At 64.3% G+C, this 18,932-nt stretch carries 20 protein-coding genes, 1 tRNA gene and 1 pseudogene; 14 read left to right on the forward strand and 8 right to left on the reverse strand.

Going from position 1 to position 18,932, the window contains the following annotated elements; genetic code table 11:
- Positions 1 to 6 precede the first annotated feature (6 nt).
- Genes BVC93_RS04920 through BVC93_RS04930 form a run of 3 tightly spaced genes read left to right on the forward strand, consistent with a single transcriptional unit; the run spans position 7 to position 3,481 of the window.
- Positions 7 to 978: a hypothetical protein gene (locus BVC93_RS04920; RefSeq protein ID WP_083736197.1), complete on the forward strand. Its 972-nt coding sequence runs from the start codon at positions 7 to 9 to the stop codon at positions 976 to 978.
- Positions 975 to 2,066 (forward strand): pyridoxal phosphate-dependent aminotransferase, encoded by a 1,092-nt coding sequence (locus BVC93_RS04925; protein WP_083736198.1) that lies wholly within the window; start codon positions 975 to 977, stop codon positions 2,064 to 2,066. The genes BVC93_RS04920 and BVC93_RS04925 overlap by 4 nt, the downstream gene beginning before the upstream one ends.
- Positions 2,063 to 3,481 carry an amidase gene (locus tag BVC93_RS04930; protein ID WP_157516775.1) on the forward strand — a complete coding sequence of 473 codons (1,419 nt, stop codon included), beginning with the start codon at positions 2,063 to 2,065 and terminating at the stop codon, positions 3,479 to 3,481. Before BVC93_RS04925 ends, BVC93_RS04930 begins: the two co-directional genes overlap by 4 nt.
- 100 nt (positions 3,482 to 3,581) lie before the next feature.
- Here the strand turns inward: BVC93_RS04930 and BVC93_RS33480 are convergent, their stop codons facing one another.
- Positions 3,582 to 3,806 (reverse strand): hypothetical protein, encoded by a 225-nt coding sequence (locus tag BVC93_RS33480; protein WP_192860445.1) that lies wholly within the window; start codon positions 3,804 to 3,806, stop codon positions 3,582 to 3,584.
- Here BVC93_RS33480 and BVC93_RS34695 point away from each other — a divergent pair.
- From BVC93_RS34695 to BVC93_RS04950, 4 genes are all read left to right on the forward strand, one after another.
- On the forward strand, positions 3,760 to 3,987 hold the full coding sequence (locus tag BVC93_RS34695; protein ID WP_192860200.1) for a PASTA domain-containing protein: 228 nt from the start codon (positions 3,760 to 3,762) through the stop codon (positions 3,985 to 3,987). The two genes, BVC93_RS33480 and BVC93_RS34695, sit on opposite strands and share 47 nt — an antisense overlap.
- 347 nt (positions 3,988 to 4,334) lie before the next feature.
- Positions 4,335 to 4,697 (forward strand): PASTA domain-containing protein, encoded by a 363-nt coding sequence (locus BVC93_RS04940; RefSeq protein ID WP_083736201.1) that lies wholly within the window; start codon positions 4,335 to 4,337, stop codon positions 4,695 to 4,697.
- 308 nt (positions 4,698 to 5,005) lie between these two features.
- Positions 5,006 to 5,197, forward strand: coding sequence for a hypothetical protein (locus BVC93_RS04945; protein WP_157516777.1), 192 nt, complete (start codon positions 5,006 to 5,008; stop codon positions 5,195 to 5,197).
- 339 nt (positions 5,198 to 5,536) lie between these two features.
- Positions 5,537 to 6,223, forward strand: coding sequence for a hypothetical protein (locus tag BVC93_RS04950; protein WP_206780394.1), 687 nt, complete (start codon positions 5,537 to 5,539; stop codon positions 6,221 to 6,223).
- A 29-nt stretch (positions 6,224 to 6,252) separates the two neighbouring features.
- On the opposite strand, the gene BVC93_RS32960 is transcribed toward BVC93_RS04950, so the two are convergent.
- Positions 6,253 to 7,629, reverse strand: coding sequence for a PIN-like domain-containing protein (locus BVC93_RS32960; RefSeq protein WP_192860201.1), 1,377 nt, complete (start codon positions 7,627 to 7,629; stop codon positions 6,253 to 6,255).
- A gap of 204 nt (positions 7,630 to 7,833) precedes the next feature.
- A tRNA-Tyr gene (locus BVC93_RS04955) sits at positions 7,834 to 7,916 on the reverse strand.
- 75 nt (positions 7,917 to 7,991) lie between these two features.
- Here BVC93_RS04955 and BVC93_RS04960 point away from each other — a divergent pair.
- The gene (locus BVC93_RS04960; protein ID WP_083736204.1) at positions 7,992 to 8,483 is read left to right on the forward strand and encodes a YajQ family cyclic di-GMP-binding protein; all 492 of its coding nucleotides are present in this window, start codon (positions 7,992 to 7,994) and stop codon (positions 8,481 to 8,483) included.
- A 6-nt stretch (positions 8,484 to 8,489) separates the two neighbouring features.
- On the opposite strand, the gene BVC93_RS04965 is transcribed toward BVC93_RS04960, so the two are convergent.
- The gene (locus tag BVC93_RS04965; RefSeq protein ID WP_083740801.1) at positions 8,490 to 9,749 is read right to left on the reverse strand and encodes an MFS transporter; all 1,260 of its coding nucleotides are present in this window, start codon (positions 9,747 to 9,749) and stop codon (positions 8,490 to 8,492) included.
- Positions 9,750 to 9,936: 187 nt separating this feature from the next.
- Here BVC93_RS04965 and BVC93_RS04970 point away from each other — a divergent pair, with 187 nt between their 5' ends.
- Positions 9,937 to 11,466 carry a flavin-containing monooxygenase gene (locus BVC93_RS04970; RefSeq protein ID WP_236950249.1) on the forward strand — a complete coding sequence of 510 codons (1,530 nt, stop codon included), beginning with the start codon at positions 9,937 to 9,939 and terminating at the stop codon, positions 11,464 to 11,466.
- A 532-nt stretch (positions 11,467 to 11,998) separates the two neighbouring features.
- On the opposite strand, the gene BVC93_RS04975 is transcribed toward BVC93_RS04970, so the two are convergent.
- Positions 11,999 to 12,319, reverse strand: coding sequence for an ArsR/SmtB family transcription factor (locus tag BVC93_RS04975; protein ID WP_083736206.1), 321 nt, complete (start codon positions 12,317 to 12,319; stop codon positions 11,999 to 12,001).
- A 101-nt stretch (positions 12,320 to 12,420) separates the two neighbouring features.
- Here BVC93_RS04975 and BVC93_RS04980 point away from each other — a divergent pair, with 101 nt between their 5' ends.
- Positions 12,421 to 13,626, forward strand: a complete 1,206-nt coding sequence (locus tag BVC93_RS04980) for an MFS transporter (protein WP_083736207.1) — start codon at positions 12,421 to 12,423, stop codon at positions 13,624 to 13,626.
- A 73-nt stretch (positions 13,627 to 13,699) separates the two neighbouring features.
- On the forward strand, positions 13,700 to 14,725 hold the full coding sequence (locus tag BVC93_RS04985) for an NAD(P)H-dependent glycerol-3-phosphate dehydrogenase (protein WP_083736208.1): 1,026 nt from the start codon (positions 13,700 to 13,702) through the stop codon (positions 14,723 to 14,725).
- On the opposite strand, the gene BVC93_RS04990 is transcribed toward BVC93_RS04985, so the two are convergent.
- Entirely contained in the window at positions 14,722 to 15,063 is a 342-nt protein-coding gene (locus tag BVC93_RS04990) for a MerR family transcriptional regulator (protein WP_083740802.1), read from the reverse strand. The genes BVC93_RS04985 and BVC93_RS04990 overlap by 4 nt on opposite strands.
- A gap of 38 nt (positions 15,064 to 15,101) precedes the next feature.
- Between BVC93_RS04990 and BVC93_RS04995 the strand changes: the two genes are divergently transcribed.
- The 3 genes and pseudogenes from BVC93_RS04995 to BVC93_RS05005 all read left to right on the forward strand — a co-directional run bounded on the left by BVC93_RS04995 (position 15,102) and on the right by BVC93_RS05005 (position 17,265).
- Positions 15,102 to 15,890 (forward strand): alpha/beta fold hydrolase, encoded by a 789-nt coding sequence (locus tag BVC93_RS04995; RefSeq protein WP_083736209.1) that lies wholly within the window; start codon positions 15,102 to 15,104, stop codon positions 15,888 to 15,890.
- A complete protein-coding gene (locus BVC93_RS05000; RefSeq protein ID WP_083736210.1) occupies positions 15,887 to 16,666 on the forward strand; it encodes a TIGR03619 family F420-dependent LLM class oxidoreductase in 780 nt (259 codons plus the stop codon). Before BVC93_RS04995 ends, BVC93_RS05000 begins: the two co-directional genes overlap by 4 nt.
- A gap of 126 nt (positions 16,667 to 16,792) precedes the next feature.
- Positions 16,793 to 17,265: pseudogene (locus BVC93_RS05005) on the forward strand (NADPH-dependent FMN reductase).
- Between the two features lie 4 nt (positions 17,266 to 17,269).
- Here BVC93_RS05005 and BVC93_RS05010 read toward each other — a convergent pair.
- Together BVC93_RS05010 and BVC93_RS05015 are read right to left on the reverse strand one after the other, a co-directional pair.
- A complete protein-coding gene (locus tag BVC93_RS05010) occupies positions 17,270 to 18,253 on the reverse strand; it encodes an extracellular solute-binding protein (protein ID WP_083736211.1) in 984 nt (327 codons plus the stop codon).
- 100 nt (positions 18,254 to 18,353) lie between these two features.
- Complete coding sequence (locus BVC93_RS05015; RefSeq protein ID WP_157516780.1) at positions 18,354 to 18,827, reverse strand: Lrp/AsnC family transcriptional regulator; 474 nt, start codon at positions 18,825 to 18,827, stop codon at positions 18,354 to 18,356.
- Between the last annotated feature and the right edge of the window lie 105 nt (positions 18,828 to 18,932).

Raw genomic sequence — 18,932 nt, forward strand, 5'->3', positions numbered from 1 at the left:
ATCTGGATGCGTGCCCTTCCCGATCACACCGTCGCCCGTGTACTCGACACCTGCCTGGGGGTTCGCGGCGACGAGACCGTGGTGTTGCTGATCGACGACGGCACCGACCCGGCGGTGATCGCGGGACTGGCGGTCGGGCTGGATCAACGCAACGCCCGGTCTCGGGTGGTGATCGTGCCCCGCTACGACGTCCCGGGTTCGGAGCCGACCCCCGAAGCTGCGCAGGCTCTGCTGGATGCCGACGCCTGCATCGAGCTGACCTCGGTGTTCATCGGTTCCAACCAAGCCCGTCGTCGCGCCACCGACGCGGGCCGCCGCTACCTGGCCATGCCAGGTGTCACGGCCCAGACCTTCCGCCTCGGCGGGCCGTACGACGTCGACTTCGACGCGCTGTCGGCCACCACCAGGACCATCGCCGCGCTGTGGGACACCGCCGACACCTACCGCATCACCACACCCGCGGGCACCGATCTCACCGGGTCGATCAGAGGCCGAAAAGGTCGTTCACTCACCGGTATCGCCCGTGATCCAGGGACCTATATGGCGCCACCGGACATCGAGTCCGGCACCGCTCCGGTGGAGTCCTCGTCATCCGGAATCGTGGTGATCGACGCCGACTACCTGTTCATGGGCCCCGGCCCCAGCGCCGCCACCTCGGTGTTGCACCTGCGCGACGGACAGTTGATCGGCACCGAAGGTGACGAAGCGCAACGACTGACCGAGATGATCGCGCGCTGCGCCGACCCACGGATGACCAACCTGGCCGAAGTGTCACTCGGACTCAATCCGCAGGGCTCCGTGTGTGCAGTGGCGATGGAGACCGAGTCCTCACTCGGAAGTGCACACATCGCCTTCGGCAATTCGATCGCCTACGGCGGCACCGTGAACGCCGTCGCCCATCTTGACTGCGTGATGCGCAGCGCCACCGTCTATTTCGATGGAAAGCCCCGAGTCGTGGAAGGAAGGGTCGTGACATGACCAGCCCGGTACTGCCGTCATTCGAGGAGTTGCTCAGCCGAGACGACGTGATCTGGATGGGCCAGAACACCACTCACCTGGACCCCGCACCGGAGGTACTGGCCGCCCTGACCGAAAGCACCCGCAAACACGAGTTCCAGGTGTACGCCCCCTCGGCGGGATTCACCGAACTGCGTGAACTCATCGTCGCGGACCTGGGGTTGCCCGGTTTCGACGCCTGGGTGCTCGACGGCGCGGTGGCCGGACTGCACCACCTGTGTATGACGTTGGCGCCGCGCATCTCACGGCTGATCACCAGTGACCCGGGATGGCCGTGGCCGGCCCGATTCGTGGGCCTCGGCGGGGTACCGGTCACCACCCTTGCGGTGTTCGAGCAACCCCGGGGGCTGTTGTCTGCCGCGCAGATAGCAGCCGTGATCGAACCCCGCTCGCTGATCTACCTGATCGACCCGCTCAACCCGCTGGGTAGTTCCTACTCTGCCGACGAGCTCGCCGACATCGTCGAGGTGGCCCGGGAGTCGGGCTCCTATCTGATTCACGACGCCACCTACCGTCACTTCGCCGACGCGCACACCTTGGCCGCGACGTTATACCCGGAGCGCACGTTCACCACGTACAGCTTCTCGAAGTGGTTAGGACTGGCTGGACTTCGTGTCGGTGCGGTGGTGGCGGCGCCCCAACTCCTGGCTGAGGTGATGGCCGTTCCGGCGAATCCTCTGGGTGCCGGTATCCAGGCACAGCGGGCAGCCATTGCAGGACTGCGTGTCCGGGACCGCTGGTTGGCACAGTTACGTCAGGTCAACCGCCGCAATCTCGACACCATCGAAGAGATGGTCGCCGACTCCGGGGTGGGCTCGGTGGTGGTGCCACGATCCCAAGGCAACTTCCTGGCCGTCGACATCAGCCAGAGCGGGTGGACATCGGATGAGCTGTGCAAAGAGATCCTCTCCAGGAAAGGTGTTTTCATCCGGCCCGGTACCTACCAGTCACCGCTGTACGGGGATCGGTTCGTCAAGGTCAGCACATCGGTGCCACCGGCGTGGGCAGATGCCTTCTGCGATGCGTGGCGAACGGTGGCGGCGCGATGACCTTCACCGAGATCAGCCTGGATGAGTACACCGCGTCCAGCGGGGTGTCGCTGGGACGCCGGGTCGCCGCCGGCGAACTGTCGCCGGTGCACCTCACCGAATGCGCTCTGACCATTGCCGAGCGCGAAGAATCGCGACTCAACGCCTATGCCGCACTGATGCCGGATCGGGCGCTTGCCGTGGCGGCGCAACGCGAAGCCGAGGTTCGCGACGGGCGGGTGCGCAGCGTGCTGCACGGTGTCCCGATCGCAGCCAAAGACAACATGTACATCGTCGGCGAACCCTGCTGGAAAGGATCGTTGACCACATCCGACGAACCCGCACCGGTCTCGTCGCCCATGGTGGCCCGACTCGAGGACGCCGGTTCGGTGATCATCGGCCGCACCACCACTCCCGAGTTCGGTTGGAAGGCCGTCGGCAACTCTCCCCGCACCGGCGTCACGCGCAACCCGTGGAACACCGACCGCAACACCGGCGGCTCGAGCGCCGGCTCAGGTGCCACCGTGGCCTCTGGAGCGGTACCCATCGCCACCGGAACCGACGCCGGCGGATCCATCCGCATCCCCGCGTCTTTCTGCGGCACCGTCGGATTCAAGCCAACCTTGGGCGCCATCCCGGTGTGGCCCGGCACTGTCAACGAAAACCTCTCGCACGCAGGTCCATTGACGCGCACCGTCGAAGATGCCCTCGCGGTCTTCGAGCTCACCCGTGGAGCGGACGCCCGTGACCCGCAGTCCTCCTACTCCACAGCCCTGCCCGTGCGGCCAGGATCTCTCCGAGTCGGGTTGGTACGCAAGCCGTTCGGCATCACCCCGGACGGCGAGGTCGCAGACGTCTTCGAGTCGGCCTTGGCGGCGCTCTCTGACGCGGGCATAGCCCAGATGGGCGAGGTCTCACTCGACCGACCCGCACCCCGGGACATCTTCGACGCCCTCTGGCTGACAGGTCGTGGGCTCGGCTTCGCCGACACCATCCGCACCCACCGCAACGTCATGGACCCGGCCCTGGCCCGGCTGAACGACCTGGCCTCCGATTATTCGCTGACACACTTCTTCGCAATCATGCAGCAGCGCAGGGCCTTCAATGAATGGGCCTTCTCGTTGTTCGACCAGTGGGATCTACTGCTCATGCCGACCATGCCGCTGACGGCCTTCGCAGCCGACGCCGAGGTGCCCGAAGGCGGGCAGCTCGACGCTCCCCTGCCCTGGTCCACCTGGACGCCTTACACCTACCCGTTCAACATCTCAGGTCAGCCGGCAATCTCGGTGCCCCTTGGCCTGTCAGCCGCAGGCATGCCGGTCGGTATGCAGATCGTCGGGCCGTGGTCGGGTGATCTCGCGGTGTTGTCCTTCGCCGCCGCGTGTGAGGCCGCCGTGGCCGCACTGAACACCGTGCGAGTGGCGCCGTCGGTGTGACCGCGGAGACGCTGTGACGCGAATCCATAGGTGTTCGAGGTGTTTTGGTAACAGTCTGGTCTCGGCAGGCTGTGCAAATCGTACTGACGCAGCCCGTGGGCTACGTTGGTTCGGACTCCAGGGAGGGATCACCGTTGAAGAAGAGTGCCGCCGTTCTTGTCGCCGCAGCCTCATTGCTGATGCCCGTGCAGTTGGGCGCGGCGGGCGTGGCAGCTGCTGAACCTGCACCGTCCGCGCCCACAGCCACCACCACCACCACTTCACCCACGCGCTTTACGATGCCGTCGGTCAGGGGCATCACGTTGACCAAAGCCACCGAGGCCATCACCTCACTGTCCCCCACCACCAAGTTCCGGATCAATCCAGTGGTTCGAGGCGGAGAGCCGATCCAGATTCTCAGCCCGGGTAGCTGGGTGGTGTGCCGGCAGTCCCCGGCAGCGGGACGAAACATCACAGCCAGAACCACCCTCACCCTTCAGGTCGAACGGCCGTGGAACGGGTGCTGAACTAACCGTCTCGATTCTTCACACTCTGCGAACCGCTGTCCGCCGCAAGGCGGGCAGCGGTTCGTGGCTTTTTGCTGCTGTGTAGTTGCTGCGAGCCTGCTGTATTCCCGATTTTTGCCTTCACAGTCACCGGACAGAACGTTCACAGCGACCGAGTCTGGCTCTCACAGGTACAGCCAAGGCAGTCTTTGCCCATCGCTGAAGCTACGACGCCGTAGCGCCTCCGCGAACGCAGCAGAGAGTCACCACACCTGTTCGGCATCGCCTGTTTGACAGCGCTGCTACCACACCCTTTCTCGATCTGTGCGGCATCACCGCATCGGTCCGGACCAGCGAAGGCCAACCTCATGAAGAAGCATCTCGTTATTGCCGCCACCGCCATGGCTTTGCTGCCCGCCACCATCGGGTTGGCCGGCCCCGCCCAGGCCGCACAGAGTTTCACGATGCCGTCCATCAAAGGCATGAACCTGCAGGAGGCCGAGGATGCGGTGACTGCCGCAGCCCAGGGCATGCCCCTTGACCTCGAATCGCACAACATCACCGGCATGGCGCAGCAGCAGCTGAGCCTCACCGACTGGCTGGTGTGCGGTCAGACGCCCAAGGCGGGAACCACCATCAGCGCCACCAGGGAAGTGGATTTCAACGTGGTCCGTGAATTCGACGCCGCCCGCAACATCTATGACCCGATGGTCGCCGACGCCTGCAAGTAGTACGGCTTTCGAACCTCTTGCGCCAGAGGGCTTTTCGACGGCCCCGCGGATGGGCTGCGTCCGCATGCAGCTAAGCATGTGATGCAGCCCACTTTCGCGGAGGCATTTGCCGACGTTATGCAATCGGCTACTCTTTCGTCAGATCCGTACGCGATCAACGCGATTGCCATGGCGGCAATCTGTCACAGCAACTCCAACCAAGGCTCGGGGGCCCCATGGTGGATTCTTTGCTTCAAAAACGCTGGCGCTCACTGCGACGCAAGGTTCGGCACCGGGTTCAGGACGCACAGGCTTTCACTCATCCAGCGGTGAAGTTTGTGATTGTGGCGATTCTGGCCGCCATCACCATAGCCGCTGTGGTCTACGCGCTCCGAGAGGATCCTGCGAACCATCCGCCCGAATCCACCACGGAATCGTCGCTTGCAACACACGTCGAGATACTCGATCCCGCCGTGATGTCGATCACCCTGGAGAGATCAGTTCCCACATCAGCCGTCTGACTCGAAGTTTCGCCGGCTTCACCCTGCCCCGCGCTGCCCCGCGGGTCTCCAACGCACTCAGGCCCCCTCGAAAGGGGCCTGATGTGTGTGGCAGGTACAGGATTCGAACCAGCAAACACCTACGCGCCGCGTTTGCTGCTGACCAGCGACAATCGCCTGACCAGCCGAGCAGCGCTCCCCTGGCGGGCCGAATCAGCGAGAACCTTCGCGCATTTCGCCACGTTGGGGTAGGTTGGCATCGCAGGTTCATCGCAGGCCAGAGGCTATTTCTGGCAAATCTGACTGAATCCGCACCAGGAATTCAAACCGACCAAATGCACACGCCGATCCTACGTCGATTTGGTCGAAGCGCAGAGATTGGCAGACATGGCAGCGAAGACCGGACAGCGACGTTGGGGACATATCCGCAAACTCGATTCAGGACGATTTCAGGCGAGTTTTGTCGGGCCGGATCTGCGGCGGTACAAAGCACCGCGCCCGTTCGACACCAAACTGATGGCCGAAGGCTGGCTTGCGCGAGAACGCGAAATGATCCAGCTTGCCGACTACAACGGCACCAAGTGGACATCGCCGGTTGAGCGCCAGGCCAAAGCTGCCGTGCGCGGTGAAACCGTCGAAAGCTACGGCACGCGGTGGATCGAAGGTCGCAACATCAAGCGCCCGTCTGGCGTTGACCCGGCACGAGTCGCCGCATTGCGCCGACAACGGGCACGCCGGGTTACTCGTGCCGGTGTGAAAACTGCCGCCGTGGCGGGCTCTGCCGCCGTCGCCACCGTCGCCGTTGTGAGCCAGTCCCGACCGTCGAGCCGGACTCGCACCGCGCCAGCGCGCCGACGCATCGAACGCGCCTACGTGGCGCGGGCGAAGGCCGATCACGCCAAGCTCCGCAGTCTGCGCGCGTCGGCGTTCCCGACTTCGGCGATCGGTGCGTCAACGTTCGATGCAAGGTCGGCGCGCGCCGAAGCGAGAGCACTCACCAGCGGTTACCGCCAACAGGTCAAAGCCGCGCGCCGGGTGCGTCGGTGAGGACGAGCGATCCGGGGCAGTGCGCCGAGTCAGATAACGGGCTTTGTGCCGTCCATTATTCTAAATCCGTCGGCGTCGGAATATCGAAGCTTCAAATCTGGGCTATGTTGTCGAACAGCTGCGAAATTTTTCAGAAAATCCAAGAGTTGTTGCGGGTCCAAAGTAGCAGCTAGCTCATTCAGGGCGATTTTTTCTTCGTGGTCTAGAGCATCGAGCCGTGTCCTATAATGCCGAATCCGCTCCGAAATGAGGCCGGTGTCTTCTATAGCATCAATTTCGACGTTCGAGCTAGATTCTTCTGTTGCCTTATCCAGCAGTCTTAGAGCGTGACCGGCGAGATTGGCACTGAACTCGCGTTCTCCCTCAATCATGCCAAGAGCTGCGCTTAGGCTGGCATAGCTCGATGTCCCAGGCTCATACCGATTGAGTGCGTTTTTCAACCTAAGCTTTGTCGATTCTTGGTTTAACCGGCGTCGCAGATTCTTAACACGGTTGTTTCTATAGGCAACTCGACGATCTTCGGCGAGCGCTTCGACGCTATCAATGGTCTCTCCACTTACACCCGCATCAAGATACTTATTGGAAAGGTGGAGGAAAGTCGACAGCCGAACCTGATGATAAGGATACTTTGATCGAGTGGCGAACTCTGCGCGCAGTTCCGGTCGAGGTCCAAGCGTATCGCCCGCCTCTCTTCGATACCAATCACTCTTCACATCAGATGTGACAAACAGGACGGGTCGATCGATCTTCTCCGCATGGTCGAGAATCTCGAACCATACTAGAAGATCTCCGTCGCCATTGTCAGATTTGTTCGCGTCTCGGTAACCGGGCGGAACTTCACGCTCGTAACGATCGGCGGCCTTCTTTTTCCTGTCCTCAATAGTGGAGGCTTCGGGCTTCGGTCCGATCTGCGTTGCAGATGAAAGAATGCCATCTAACCTGATCCTGAGCGGGTCGCCAGTTCGAATCTCGTCATACGAGATAACGTGTTGTTTCTCTTGTTCATTAAGGTGACTAGCAATAGATTCCGCAGCCTCGGTTAGCTTCTCGTCGACAACACCTCGAATTGACTTCTGGATCTCGGCATCTCTGATTCCAGATACAACTCCGTTTAGCGACGTCTTGAGCTTTTCAAGCTCCAGACGAATCTTCTCGTACTGCGGTTGATGCTGCCTTGCGACCTCAAGTCGATTTCGCTGAAACTCAAGCCCGACCTGATATGGAATCCAAACGCGCGATCGGACTTCCGGTCGTTCGAAAACACTCAGGATCTGGGTGCGCTGGTTTGTCCCTGTTCGATAGAGATCGAGAAGGACATTGGCATCGAGCGCGATCGTTCCCGCCTCAAGCATGTGCTTAAGCGTCGATTCACTTGGTTCGTACCACTCACCGAATGTGTGCTGCACGCGCGCCCCGCCCCCTGAACTCTCACAGTTCGACCGGCAGGATGCTATCGCAGACTTGGTGCAGCACTGAGGGAACATCCCACGCACGACTGAAAGGTGTGAGCAAACCCGAAAGAAGGGCAGGTTGCGGAGGCAGATCGCACGTTAGTTGCAGGCCAGCGGCGGTTTCGTTCAAAAACCACCGCTGACCTGCAGCGATGCACGTGGCAGGTACAGGATTCGAACCTGTGTAGGCGTTAGCCGACGGATTTACAGTCCGCTCCCATTGGCCGCTCGGGCAACCTGCCGGGTTTGGTGCGAGTAGCAGGGTACAACGAGGATGTACTGAACACGAAAACGGCTAAACAGAGGGGACGTGTCCAATGGCGGATTCATCGTTTGACGTAGTGAGCAAGGTCGACCGTCAGGAGGTCGACAACGCCCTGAATCAAGCCGCCAAAGAACTGGCCACCCGCTTCGACTTCCGCGGCACCGACACCACCATCGCCTGGAAGGGCGACGAGACCATCGAACTCGTGAGCTCCACCGAGGAGCGCCTCAAGGCGGCCGTCGACGTCTTCAAGGAGAAGCTGGTCCGCCGCGACATCTCGATGAAGGCGTTCGACGCCGGCGACCCACAACCCAGCGGAAAGACCTTCAGAGTCACCGGCAACCTCAAGCAGGGCATCAGCAGCGAGGAAGCCAAGAAGATCACCAAGATCATCCGCGACGCAGGCCCCAAGGGCGTCAAGGCACAGATCCAGGGTGAGGAGATCCGCGTCAGCTCCAAAAAGCGCGATGACCTGCAGGCCGTCATCGCCCTGCTGAAAGGCTCCGACCTGGATGTGGCGCTGCAGTTCGTGAACTACCGCTGATTGGCGCTAGAAGCGGAGCTCGACCGGGCCCGGCCGGTTCAGTACCCGGGCCCGGCACAGCAGCGCCACGACAGCGCTGATCACCGCGGCAACCAGGAACGCCGCCCGCACCGACACCAGATCGGCCGTCGACCCCAGCACGGCCGCCGCGATGGGCCGTGAGCCCAGGAAGCCGACCAACCACAGCGACATGATGCGGCCGCGGAACTCATCGGGGGCCCGCGACTGCACCAGGGTGCTCAGACCGGTCATTCCCCAGGAGAATCCGGTGCCGGCCACCGCGAAGGATGCCAGCACCGCCGCGGTCCACGGACTGAGCGCCACGCCTGCGGTCCCCAGCACCATGAGCCACAGCCCCGCGGACGCGGTGACCCCAGCCGACACCCGCGCACTCAACAGTGCCTGCGCCACCAGGCCCACCGCCGCCCCCACGCCGAACGACGCCGACAGATAACCGACAAGGCTGGCACCACCGCCCAGTTCGGCAGCCATCGACGGCGCCAACGTCATCGAGGGATCCGAGGCGAAGCCGACGATGCTGACCCCCAGCAGCATCAGGAACAGCGGACGGTCCGCCCACACGTACCGCAGCGCGGCGCTGACGCGATAGTCGGTGCCGGCGGCATGCTGCTTCGGCCGGGGAAACGTCACCGCCAGCAGCATCACGATGAAGAGAAGGTGGGTGACGGCGCTGGCCGCGAAGGCCGCCGTCGGCCCCAGGTGCGCCAGGGCGAACGCCCCGAGGACGGGGCCGCCGATGCGGGCCAGGGTCAACGGGACGGTGTTGAGGTTCATGCCGATGGACAGCTCGCCAGGGCGCAACAGTGACGGCACCAGCGACTGCATGGCCGGGCCACCGACCACAAAACCTATCCCCACCACAGCCGAAGCCGCGATGATCGGCAGCGCAGCGGCCATGCCCTGCGGGTCGGCGGCCACCACCGACCAGATGGCCAACGAGCCGGAGCCCACCAGGCACACAACACGACCGATCATCACCTGCCGGATCGGATTGCCCCGGTCCGCCCACTTCCCGGCCAGCGGATTCAACACCAGCTGCGGCACGAACATCGCCACTCCGAGAAGCCCGACCATCAACGCCGAGCCGGTGGCCTCGAACACCACCACCGCGGCTACGAGATTGTGGGTCCACACGCCGGCGGCACTGAGCAGCTTTCCCCAGAAGAGCGCGCCGAACGCGGGATCCATGAGCAGCCGCAGGGCACTACGAGGCGGCAGCGCCGGAGCGGTGATCTCAGCGGTCACGTCGTACACCAGCCTGAGAATCGCATCCCATTTGCATAGCACATGAATGCACCCTGTCCGGTCAAGAGAGGCCGCCGGCGACAACGGCCCCGCCCTCGAACACCGACGGGGCTGGCTCAAGCAACTGGTGGATGCCTACCCTTGGGTGACCAATGCCACATCGTCGGGTAAGCAGGGGATTCCTCACGTGACCACACCGCAGCTGAACTCAGTCGAGGACCACAACACCGAATCCGTCGACGTCGTCATCATCGGCGCCGGATTCTCCGGAATCGGCGCGGCCTACCGCATCGCCGAACGCAACCCCGGCCTCAGCTACGTCATCCTCGAACAGCGCGATCAGCTGGGCGGCACCTGGGACCTGTTCCGGTACCCGGGTGTCCGCAGCGACAGCAGCATCTTCACCTTGAGCTTCCCGTGGGCGCCGTGGACCCGGCGTGAGGGCATGGCCGGCGGCGACCACATCCGCGACTACATTGCCGACGCCGCACGCACGCATGGCATCGACAAACACATTTGCTACCGCAGCCGCGTCCGGTCTGCTGACTGGGATTCCGCGACGGACACCTGGACGGTGCACGCCGACGTCGACGGCCGGCCGAAGACCTACCGCACACACTTCGTGTTCTTCGGCAGCGGCTACTACAACTACGACCACGCCTACACGCCGGACCTGCCCGGCCTGGAGCAGTTCGCCGGCCCGGTGGTACACCCCCAGTTCTGGCCGCAGGACCTCGATTACACCGACAGGTCGGTGGTGGTGATCGGCAGCGGCGCCACGGCCATCTCGCTGATTCCGGCGCTGACGGAGAACGCCGCCAAGGTCACCATGCTGCAGCGCTCCCCCAGCTACGTGCTCAGCGGCTCCAGCGTCAACCCGGTGACCGACGTGGTGCGAAAGTTCGCCTCACGCAGGGTTTCTCATGGATTTGCCAAGTGGTACGCAGCGTTGTTCGAGGGATTGATCTGGCTCTGGGCACGCAAGGCACCGAGATTCATGAAGTGGTTCATCCGCAAGCAGGCCATGTCGAAACTGCCACCGGGATATCCGGTGGACGTCCATTTCAAGCCGCGGTATGCCCCCTGGGACCAGCGTCTGTGCGCAGTACCGGACGGCGACCTGTACCGGGCGATCAGCGCCGGCCGCGCCGACATCGTGACCGACCGCATCCACCACGTCGACGCCACCGGGATCACTCTGGAGTCCGGCACCCACCTGGACGCCGACATCATCGTCACCGCGACCGGTCTGGAGTTGCTGGCACTCGGCGGCGTGAACCTCAGCATCGACGGGGTAGCCATCGAGCCGCAGGACCGATTCGTCTACAAGGCACACCTTCTCGAGGACGTTCCGAACCTCGCGTGGTGCGTCGGGTACACCAATGCGTCCTGGACACTGCGCGCCGACATGACGGCCCGCTCGGTGGCCAAACTGTTGGCCTACATGAGGACTCGTGGTTATACCCACGCGTACCCGCACCTCGGGGATCAGACGATGCCGGAGAAGCTGGCGTGGGACATCAAGGCCAACTACGTGCTGCGCAACCCGCATGCGCTGCCCAAGTCAGGGACCAGGCGGCCGTGGAATGTGCGGCAGAACTTCTTCGCCGACGCCATCGACCACCACTTCGATCACATCGACGAGGACATGGTGTTCGGCCGGTCGGCGGACGTGCGGCCCCTCAGGACCGACGCGAAAGCAACTGCAATCGCCTGACAATCGGTGGTTGCGGCGTCGGACACCGCGCCGGGCACGGCGACAGCGAAGTATGTCGACCCCTCGACGACATCGGCTGCCACCGGCACCGGTCGATGACCGTCGCCGCAACCACCGCGACGTGGTGAACCATGGTGACATCTGTGCCACCCGCACTCGTCTGCGTTGACGCGACACCGAGACCGTCCGACATCACAGGACCGATGCCGGACATGGCCTCATGGCCTCTCTGGCATGTGTCGCCATTCGTCCGCATATTGCCACTCTCTCGAGCAACCCCCGCGACTGAACGAATCGTAGATTACGCGACGAAGTTTGCTTTCGCACACTTTCCCCGCAACGGCTACGTGAACGGAAAAATCAGCGAAAATCCGCAGGTGCACGGCATGTTTGCTGAATCTGCGCCTTCGCGGCGCACAATTTCCCGTGTCGACAGCGGCTGCGCGGTACCGATCTGCGGGCTGAGCCGACGGACTCGGCAAACTAAATGCGCCGACACGGGCAGCCCGGCGCGGCGCCCGTGGCCCACCTGTCAGCGGGTGCTGTCGGCAGCGCGATTCGCGCTTCCCACAACAGCTTCCAACAATCCCGGTATCGCTGCGTCCACATCGGCGTCGCGCAGCCGTTGATGGGTCTGGCCGTCTGCGATCACCCGCTCGGTCAACCCGGCTTCGCGCAGGATCTTGAAGTGGTGCGTCGCGGTGGACTTGTTGATGCCGTCGTAGAGCAGTTGACACTTGACGGGCGTGCCCGCGTTACGCAGTCGGCGCACCATCTCCAGGCGCACCGGGTCCTGCAGAGCGGCGAGTACCTGGTGCACGGGCGCGACTTGCGTCTGCGTCTGCGTCTCCATGGCTGTGCTCCTCGTCACTCGAAAACAAGTTTGATGCTCATCAAACCAGGCGTAAAGTCGGCTCGGTTCGACATTCATCAAACTTACCTCAAGGAGGGACGATGACGCTCGCTTCGACCGACCCGATCGCGGGGACTGGAACGCAGCGTTGGGCCTATCCCCTTCTGCTGGTGCTCTGCGGTGTGGCACTGGGCGTTTCGGGCCTGCCGGCGCCGCTGTACGGCATCTACGAGTCCACCTGGCATCTGACACCGCTGGCCACCACCATCGTCTTCGCGGTGTATGCCTTCGCCGCGCTCGCCGCGGTGCTGGTCTCGGGCCGGATCTCCGACGTGGTGGGCCGCAAGCCCGTTCTGCTGAGTGCACTCGTGGCGCTGATCGTCGGCCTGGTGCTCTTCTTGATGGCCGAGGACATCGTGCTGTTACTGGTCGCCCGCGCCGTGCACGGTGCCGCGGTCGGCTCGATCGTGGTGGCAGCCGCCGCCGCCCTGCTGGATCTGCGCCCGCACCACGGGATGCGCTCCGGCCAGCACAGCGGCATCAGCTTCAACATCGGCATCGCCGTCGCCATCGTCGCCTCCTCGGTGCTGGCCCAGTACGCGCCGCATCCGCTGCGTACCCCCTACGCGGTGGTTGCGGTGATCTGCGCAGTCATGGGCGTGGGCGTGTTGACCCTGCGCGAAACCCACACCAGCCGTTCCAGCGGCCCCATCCGGATCTCGAAACCCTCTGTGCCACAGTCGATCAGGCCGGACTTCTGGTTCGCCGCACTGGGCGCCATGGCGTCCTGGTCCGTGCTGGGCGTGCTGCTGTCGCTGTATCCGTCACTGGCGGCCCATCAAACGCACATCGACAACCTGCTGTTCGCCGGCGGCGTCGTGGGCATCACTGCGTTCTCCGCGGCGCTGGCCCAGCTGGCCGCCACCAAGGTGCCTGCGCACCGTGCCGCGATCATCGGCGACGTCGGTATGGCGGTGTCGCTGGTGGTGACCATCCCGGTGCTGGGACTGCACTCATGGCCGCTGGTGTTCGCCGCGGCGGCGTTGTTGGGGGCCACCTTCGGCCTCGGATTCGGCGGCTCGCTGCGTCACCTGTCGAAGGTGGTGCCCGCCGACCAGCGTGGCGAGACCATGTCGGCGTTCTATCTGCTGGCCTACACCGCGATGGCCCTCCCCACCATCGTCGCCGGCTGGGCCGCCACCCACTGGGGGCTGGCGACCGTGTTCCCGTGGTTCGCCGTGGCCGTGGCCGCCGCCTGCCTGAGCGCCGCGGGTATCGGCGCGGTCACCATGCGCAAGGCGTCCTGACCCCGCGGATACCGGGGAAGACTGTCGACCAATCCGCCCGTCTGGTCGGCACCCTCCCAATACTCTGATCGCCATGCCTCCAGCTCAGCGCGAACCCAAGGTCGTCGTACTCGGTGGTGGTTCCTGGGGAACCACCGTCGCGTCCATCTGCGCCCGACGGGGCCCGACGCTGCAGTGGGTTCGTGCCGAGGAGACCGCCGCCGACATCAACGACAACCATCGCAACTCGCGGTACCTGGGCAACGACACCCTGTTGCCCGAGTCGCTGCGCGCCACCACCGACTTCTCCGAAGCCGCCAACTGCGCCGACGTCATCGTCATGGGCGTGCCCTCACACGGATTCCGTGGTGTGCTCACCGAACTAGCCCGCGAGCTCCGACCATGGGTGCCGGTGGTGTCGCTGGTCAAAGGTCTGGAGCAGGGCACCAACCTGCGGATGAGCCAGATCGTTGATGAGGTGCTGCCCGGACACCCCGCGGGCATCCTGGCCGGCCCCAACATCGCCCGCGAGGTGGCCGACGGTTACGCCGCCGCCGCGGTGCTGGCCATGCCAGACCAGCATCTGGCCGCCAACCTGGCCAACCTGTTCCGCACCAAGCGGTTCCGCACCTACACCACCGATGACGTCTGCGGGGTGGAGATGGCCGGGGCGTTGAAGAACGTCTACGCCATCGCCGTGGGCATGGGGTACTCACTGGGCATCGGCGAGAACACCAGGGCCATGGTGATGGCACGAGCCGTCGCCGAGATGTCCAAGCTGGGTGTGGCACTCGGTGGGCAGCGCGACACCTTCGCCGGACTGGCGGGCATGGGCGACCTCATCGTCACCTGCACCTCGCAGCGCAGCCGCAACCGGCACGTCGGCGAGCAACTGGGCTCGGGTAAGCCCCTCAGCGAGATCATCTCCTCGATGAATCAGGTGGCCGAGGGCGTGAAGGCCGCCAGCGTCATCATGGAGTTCGCCGACAAGTACGGCATTCCCATGCCGATCGCCCGCGAAGTGGACGGGGTGATCAATCACGGGTCCACGGTGGATCAGGCCTACCACGGCCTGATCGCCGAGAAGCCCGGCCACGAGGTGCATGGCAGCGGGTTCTAACCGCTGAGGTACTCCGACAACCGCGTCCGCTGCTGCTGCAGGTCGCCGATCTGTGCGTCGATCCCGGAGAGCCGGCGATGCAGTTGCTGCGCCAGCTGCGGGCACAACTCCAGGTGCGCATCCTCGCCACTGGCGCACCGCAATGCGTCAACGATCACTGCCGTCGGCAGCCCCGCCGCGAGCAGTGTCCGGATCTGGCGCACCCGCAGCACGGCATCGTCGGCGTAGCTGCGGTAGTCATTGGCATCGCGTGCCGCCGACAGCAGGCCCTGCTGTTCGTAGTACCGCAGCAGCCGCGTGCTCACCCCGGTCCGTGCCGACAACTCACCTATCCGCATGCCCACCCGCCTCGCTCTTGACCTTGACCTTGACACCGATGTCAAGCCATAACGTTCCCGGCGTGATCCCGTATTTCGACACGACACTGCGCGGCGACGGACCCACCCTGCTGCTGGCCCACGGCGCCGGCGGCAGTGTCGCCGGCAACTTCGGACCGCTGCTGGCCTCGCTGGCCGCCACCCGCCGCGTCGTCGGCCCCGACTATCCGGGCTCCGGTGCGACACCACGCGCCACGGCAGCGCTGACACTGGATGCGCTGGCCGACGGAGTGGTCGCGGCAACAGACGACGAGCGATTCACCGTGCTCGGATACTCGCTGGGCAGCGCTGTCGCCGTGCGTATCGCCACCCGACACCCGGACCGCGTCACCGGGTTGATCCTCACCGCGGGCTTCGCCCGTCCCGACCACCGCCTGAGCCTGGCTCTACAGGTCTGGCGCAAGCTCCTCGACAGCGGCAACCGGACCCTGGTGGCCCGTTACCTGACCTTGCTGGCGTGCGGCGCCAAGGCACTGCAGTCGATGTCGGCAAGCGAACTAGACAGTGCCATAGAGGGATTGGCGGATTTTCTGCCCGACGGCAGCGCCGATCATGTGGACGTCGCACTGCAGGTGGATGTGACCGCCGAGCTGTCGGCGATCTCAGTGCCGGCGCTGGTGATCGCGACCACCGAGGATGCATTGGTCTCACCACAATCGTCTGCCGAGTTGGCAGCCGGGCTACCCAACTCCAGCCTGGTCGAGATCGACTGCGGACACAACATCGCCACCGAGGCCACCGACGCGTGGTTGCTGACTCTCCACCGCTGGCTGGAGCAGCACGGATGACCCTGCAGTTGGTGCTGCCGAACGAAAGCAGGGACCTCACAACCGAATTGCTGGTCAGGCTGGTCCGCGATGCGGAGGAGCTGGGCTACGGCGCCGCGTGGCTCCCTGACCACGTACTGCCGCCGCAGCCCTATGGCGACGTGTTCGGCGGGGTATACGAGCCACTGGTGACCCTGGCACACCTGGCCGCGGTCACCAGCCGGATCCTGCTCGGCACCTCGGTGCTGATCCTCCCGCTGCGCGAACCATTCCTTGCGGCAAAACAATTCGCAACGCTCGACCGGCTCAGCGGTCAGCGTTTTGTTCTCGGTGTCGGCACCGGCTGGAATGCGGCGGAGTTCGACGAGATCGGCGCTGACTTCGCCTCCCGTGGTGCGCGGACCGACGAGATCCTGCAGATCGTGCGGCAGGTCACGACCACCGGTCGCGGCCCCAAAGGCGGTTACTTCGAGCCCCGACTGCCGCGGCCGCTCCCCCTTCTGGTCGGCGGTCACTCCACCCGAGCGCTGCGCCGCGCCGCCGACGTCGGCTCCTACTGGCAAAGCGCCGAACTGGCGCCCCCCGACTTCGCCGCTGCGGTGGCGAGACTGCGCGAGCTCCCCGGCGGTGATCGGGTGACGACCATCGCCAGAATGCGGTGGGCCGACGCCGATCTACAGTCCGCGGTGCGACTGGTCAACCAACTGCGCGGGGCCGGGGCAGATCAGGTGGCCGTGCATTGTGGGCCGTTGGACGGCTACGGCGACCGGATGCGCCTGCTCGCCCAGCACGTCTGAAGTGTTGCGCTCAGCGTGATTCCACGACGCTAGAGTGTGACCCGCGCAGGCAGGTGGCACTCGCGCACTACAGAGTCACCTCCCTGCGGCTGCATTGCGGAGCAGTTGTCCGCTTAACTGTTGGACGTGACCGTTGTCGTTGTAGGTAACCCCAAGCGCCAGTCGCGAACCCGCGCCGCCGCCGAGTTGGTCGTCCAGAAGCTCACCGGAGCCCCGCCTGAGCACGTCATCGATGTCGTCGATCTCGGTGCCGGACTACTGAGCTGGGGCGACCCCACGGTGGCCGAAGCCAAGGAGATCGTCAAGGCCGCCGACCTGTTGGTGGTGGCATCGCCGACGTTCAAGGCCACCTACACGGGTCTGCTCAAGCTGTTCCTCGATCAGTTCGGTGCGGGCGAGCTCGGCCAGGTCACCACCTTCCCGCTGATGCTGGGCGCTCATACGCCCATGCGCTGGCACCTGAACTGACGTTGCGTCCCGTGCTTGTCGAGATCGGCGCCAGCTGCCCGGCCCCCAGCCTGTATCTCCTGGACTCCCAGTACGAGACCTCCGAGGATCTGGAGAAGTGGCTGCCTCTGGCCCGCCGCTTTGTGCGGTGAACGCCTATTCGGTGGCCTGCTTGAACAGCTTGGTGACGATGCCGTTCTGCGGGTCGAAGAACTGAGGACCCAGTTTCGCCCACCCGCCGAGATCGTCGATTGTCCAGAGCCGGGCCGGCTCAGGGAACTCGGCTTCGAACTCTTGCGCAACAAGAGGGTCGCTGGGGCGGAAGCCTGCCTGCGCCCAGATACGTTGCGCCTCTTGAGAGAACTGAAAACGCACCAGGCTCTCAGCCTGCTCACGCCGGGGACTGTCGGCAATCACGGCTATGCCGTTGTCTACCCTGATCGTCTGCGGCGGGATGATGATCTGCAACGCGGGGTCGGCCGCGGCCAGCCGCGGAGCCGCGTACTCGGGAATTATGAGGACGTCGCCCAAGCCGGCGGCAAAGGATTCGATTTCCTCCGCGATGGTGCTGGGCCCGATCTGCACATGCTCGAGAATCAACCTGCGCAGGTAGTCACGGCCGGCCTGCTCGTTTCGGCCGCCGTCGCTGGCCGCGGCGTAGGCCGCCAGCCAGCTCCACTTTCCCAGCCCGGCTTCTGTGGGGTTCAGCGCGACCACCTGAACTCGCGGCTTCAGCAGATCGGTCCAGTCGTCGATGCCGTGCGGATTACCCTCTCGCACCACAAAAGTGATGATGGAACCGAACAACCTGCCTCCCGTGGGGCCGGAATTCCAGTCCGGATCGACCTTTCTCGCGTGCACCAGCGCAAGGATGTTCTGATAGTCGGAGAGATTGACCAGGTCACCGGGGCCGTCGCGGCGCACCTGCTCGGTCAGTTGCGCCGACGGCCCGGTGACCGTCTCGACCGTGATCCCGGCTCCTTCCGGCGTCCTCGCGAAAGCAGGCAACACCCGCTCCCAACCCTGAACCGACGACGGAAAAGCGAGCAGCGTCAGGTCTACTCCGCCCTGGCCGTCGTCGTCCGAGGGCTGCGTCCCACACCCGGTGGAAACCAGGACCGCCAGTACCACCGCGAGCATTGCCAGCCACCGCGTCGAAATTTGCCAAGATTCGCGCACGCCACAATCCGATCATGAGAAGCGCTGCCCGTCGCGCTCGACGCACCCCTGCGCAGAGCATTCACTCGGTGGTGGGCCACACCCCGGACTGGTAGTTGAGTTTCAGCAGCTTCAGATACACCAGCGTCTCGACCGACTCCACGGCGTCGATGGTGCGGATGGACTCGTCGACCACAGCCAGCAGGTGGGCACCGTCGCGGCAGGTGACCTCGATCATCACGTCGTAGATCCCGGCCGTCGCCGCCGCGAACGTCACCTCGGGGATGTCGCGAAGTGCGTCGGCGACACTGGCGACGTCCCCACGGGTCTTGACCGCGAGCATCGAGGTGAACCGGCCGCGGCCCACCGGGTTGGTGACCGCGACGATCTGCATGTGCCCCTGCTCGGTGAGTCGCTGCAGACGCTGGCGAACCGTGGCCTCGGAAACCCCGACCTCCTTGGCGATGGCCGCGTACGACTTGCGTCCGTCAGATCTCAGCGAGTCGACAATCGCGGCGGAGATCCGGTCCAGATTGCCCTCGGGCTCTTCGAGCATCCATTCACCCCTTCAGCTCAAGTTTCTGCGGATTCAACAACAATGTAGCCGGATTTCTTCATTAATCCGTGCGACAGCCACTGAATCACTAAGTTTTCGATCTAG

Origin of the sequence: Mycobacterium sp. MS1601 (assembly GCF_001984215.1) — a bacterium.
GTDB lineage: Bacteria > Actinomycetota > Actinomycetes > Mycobacteriales > Mycobacteriaceae > Mycobacterium.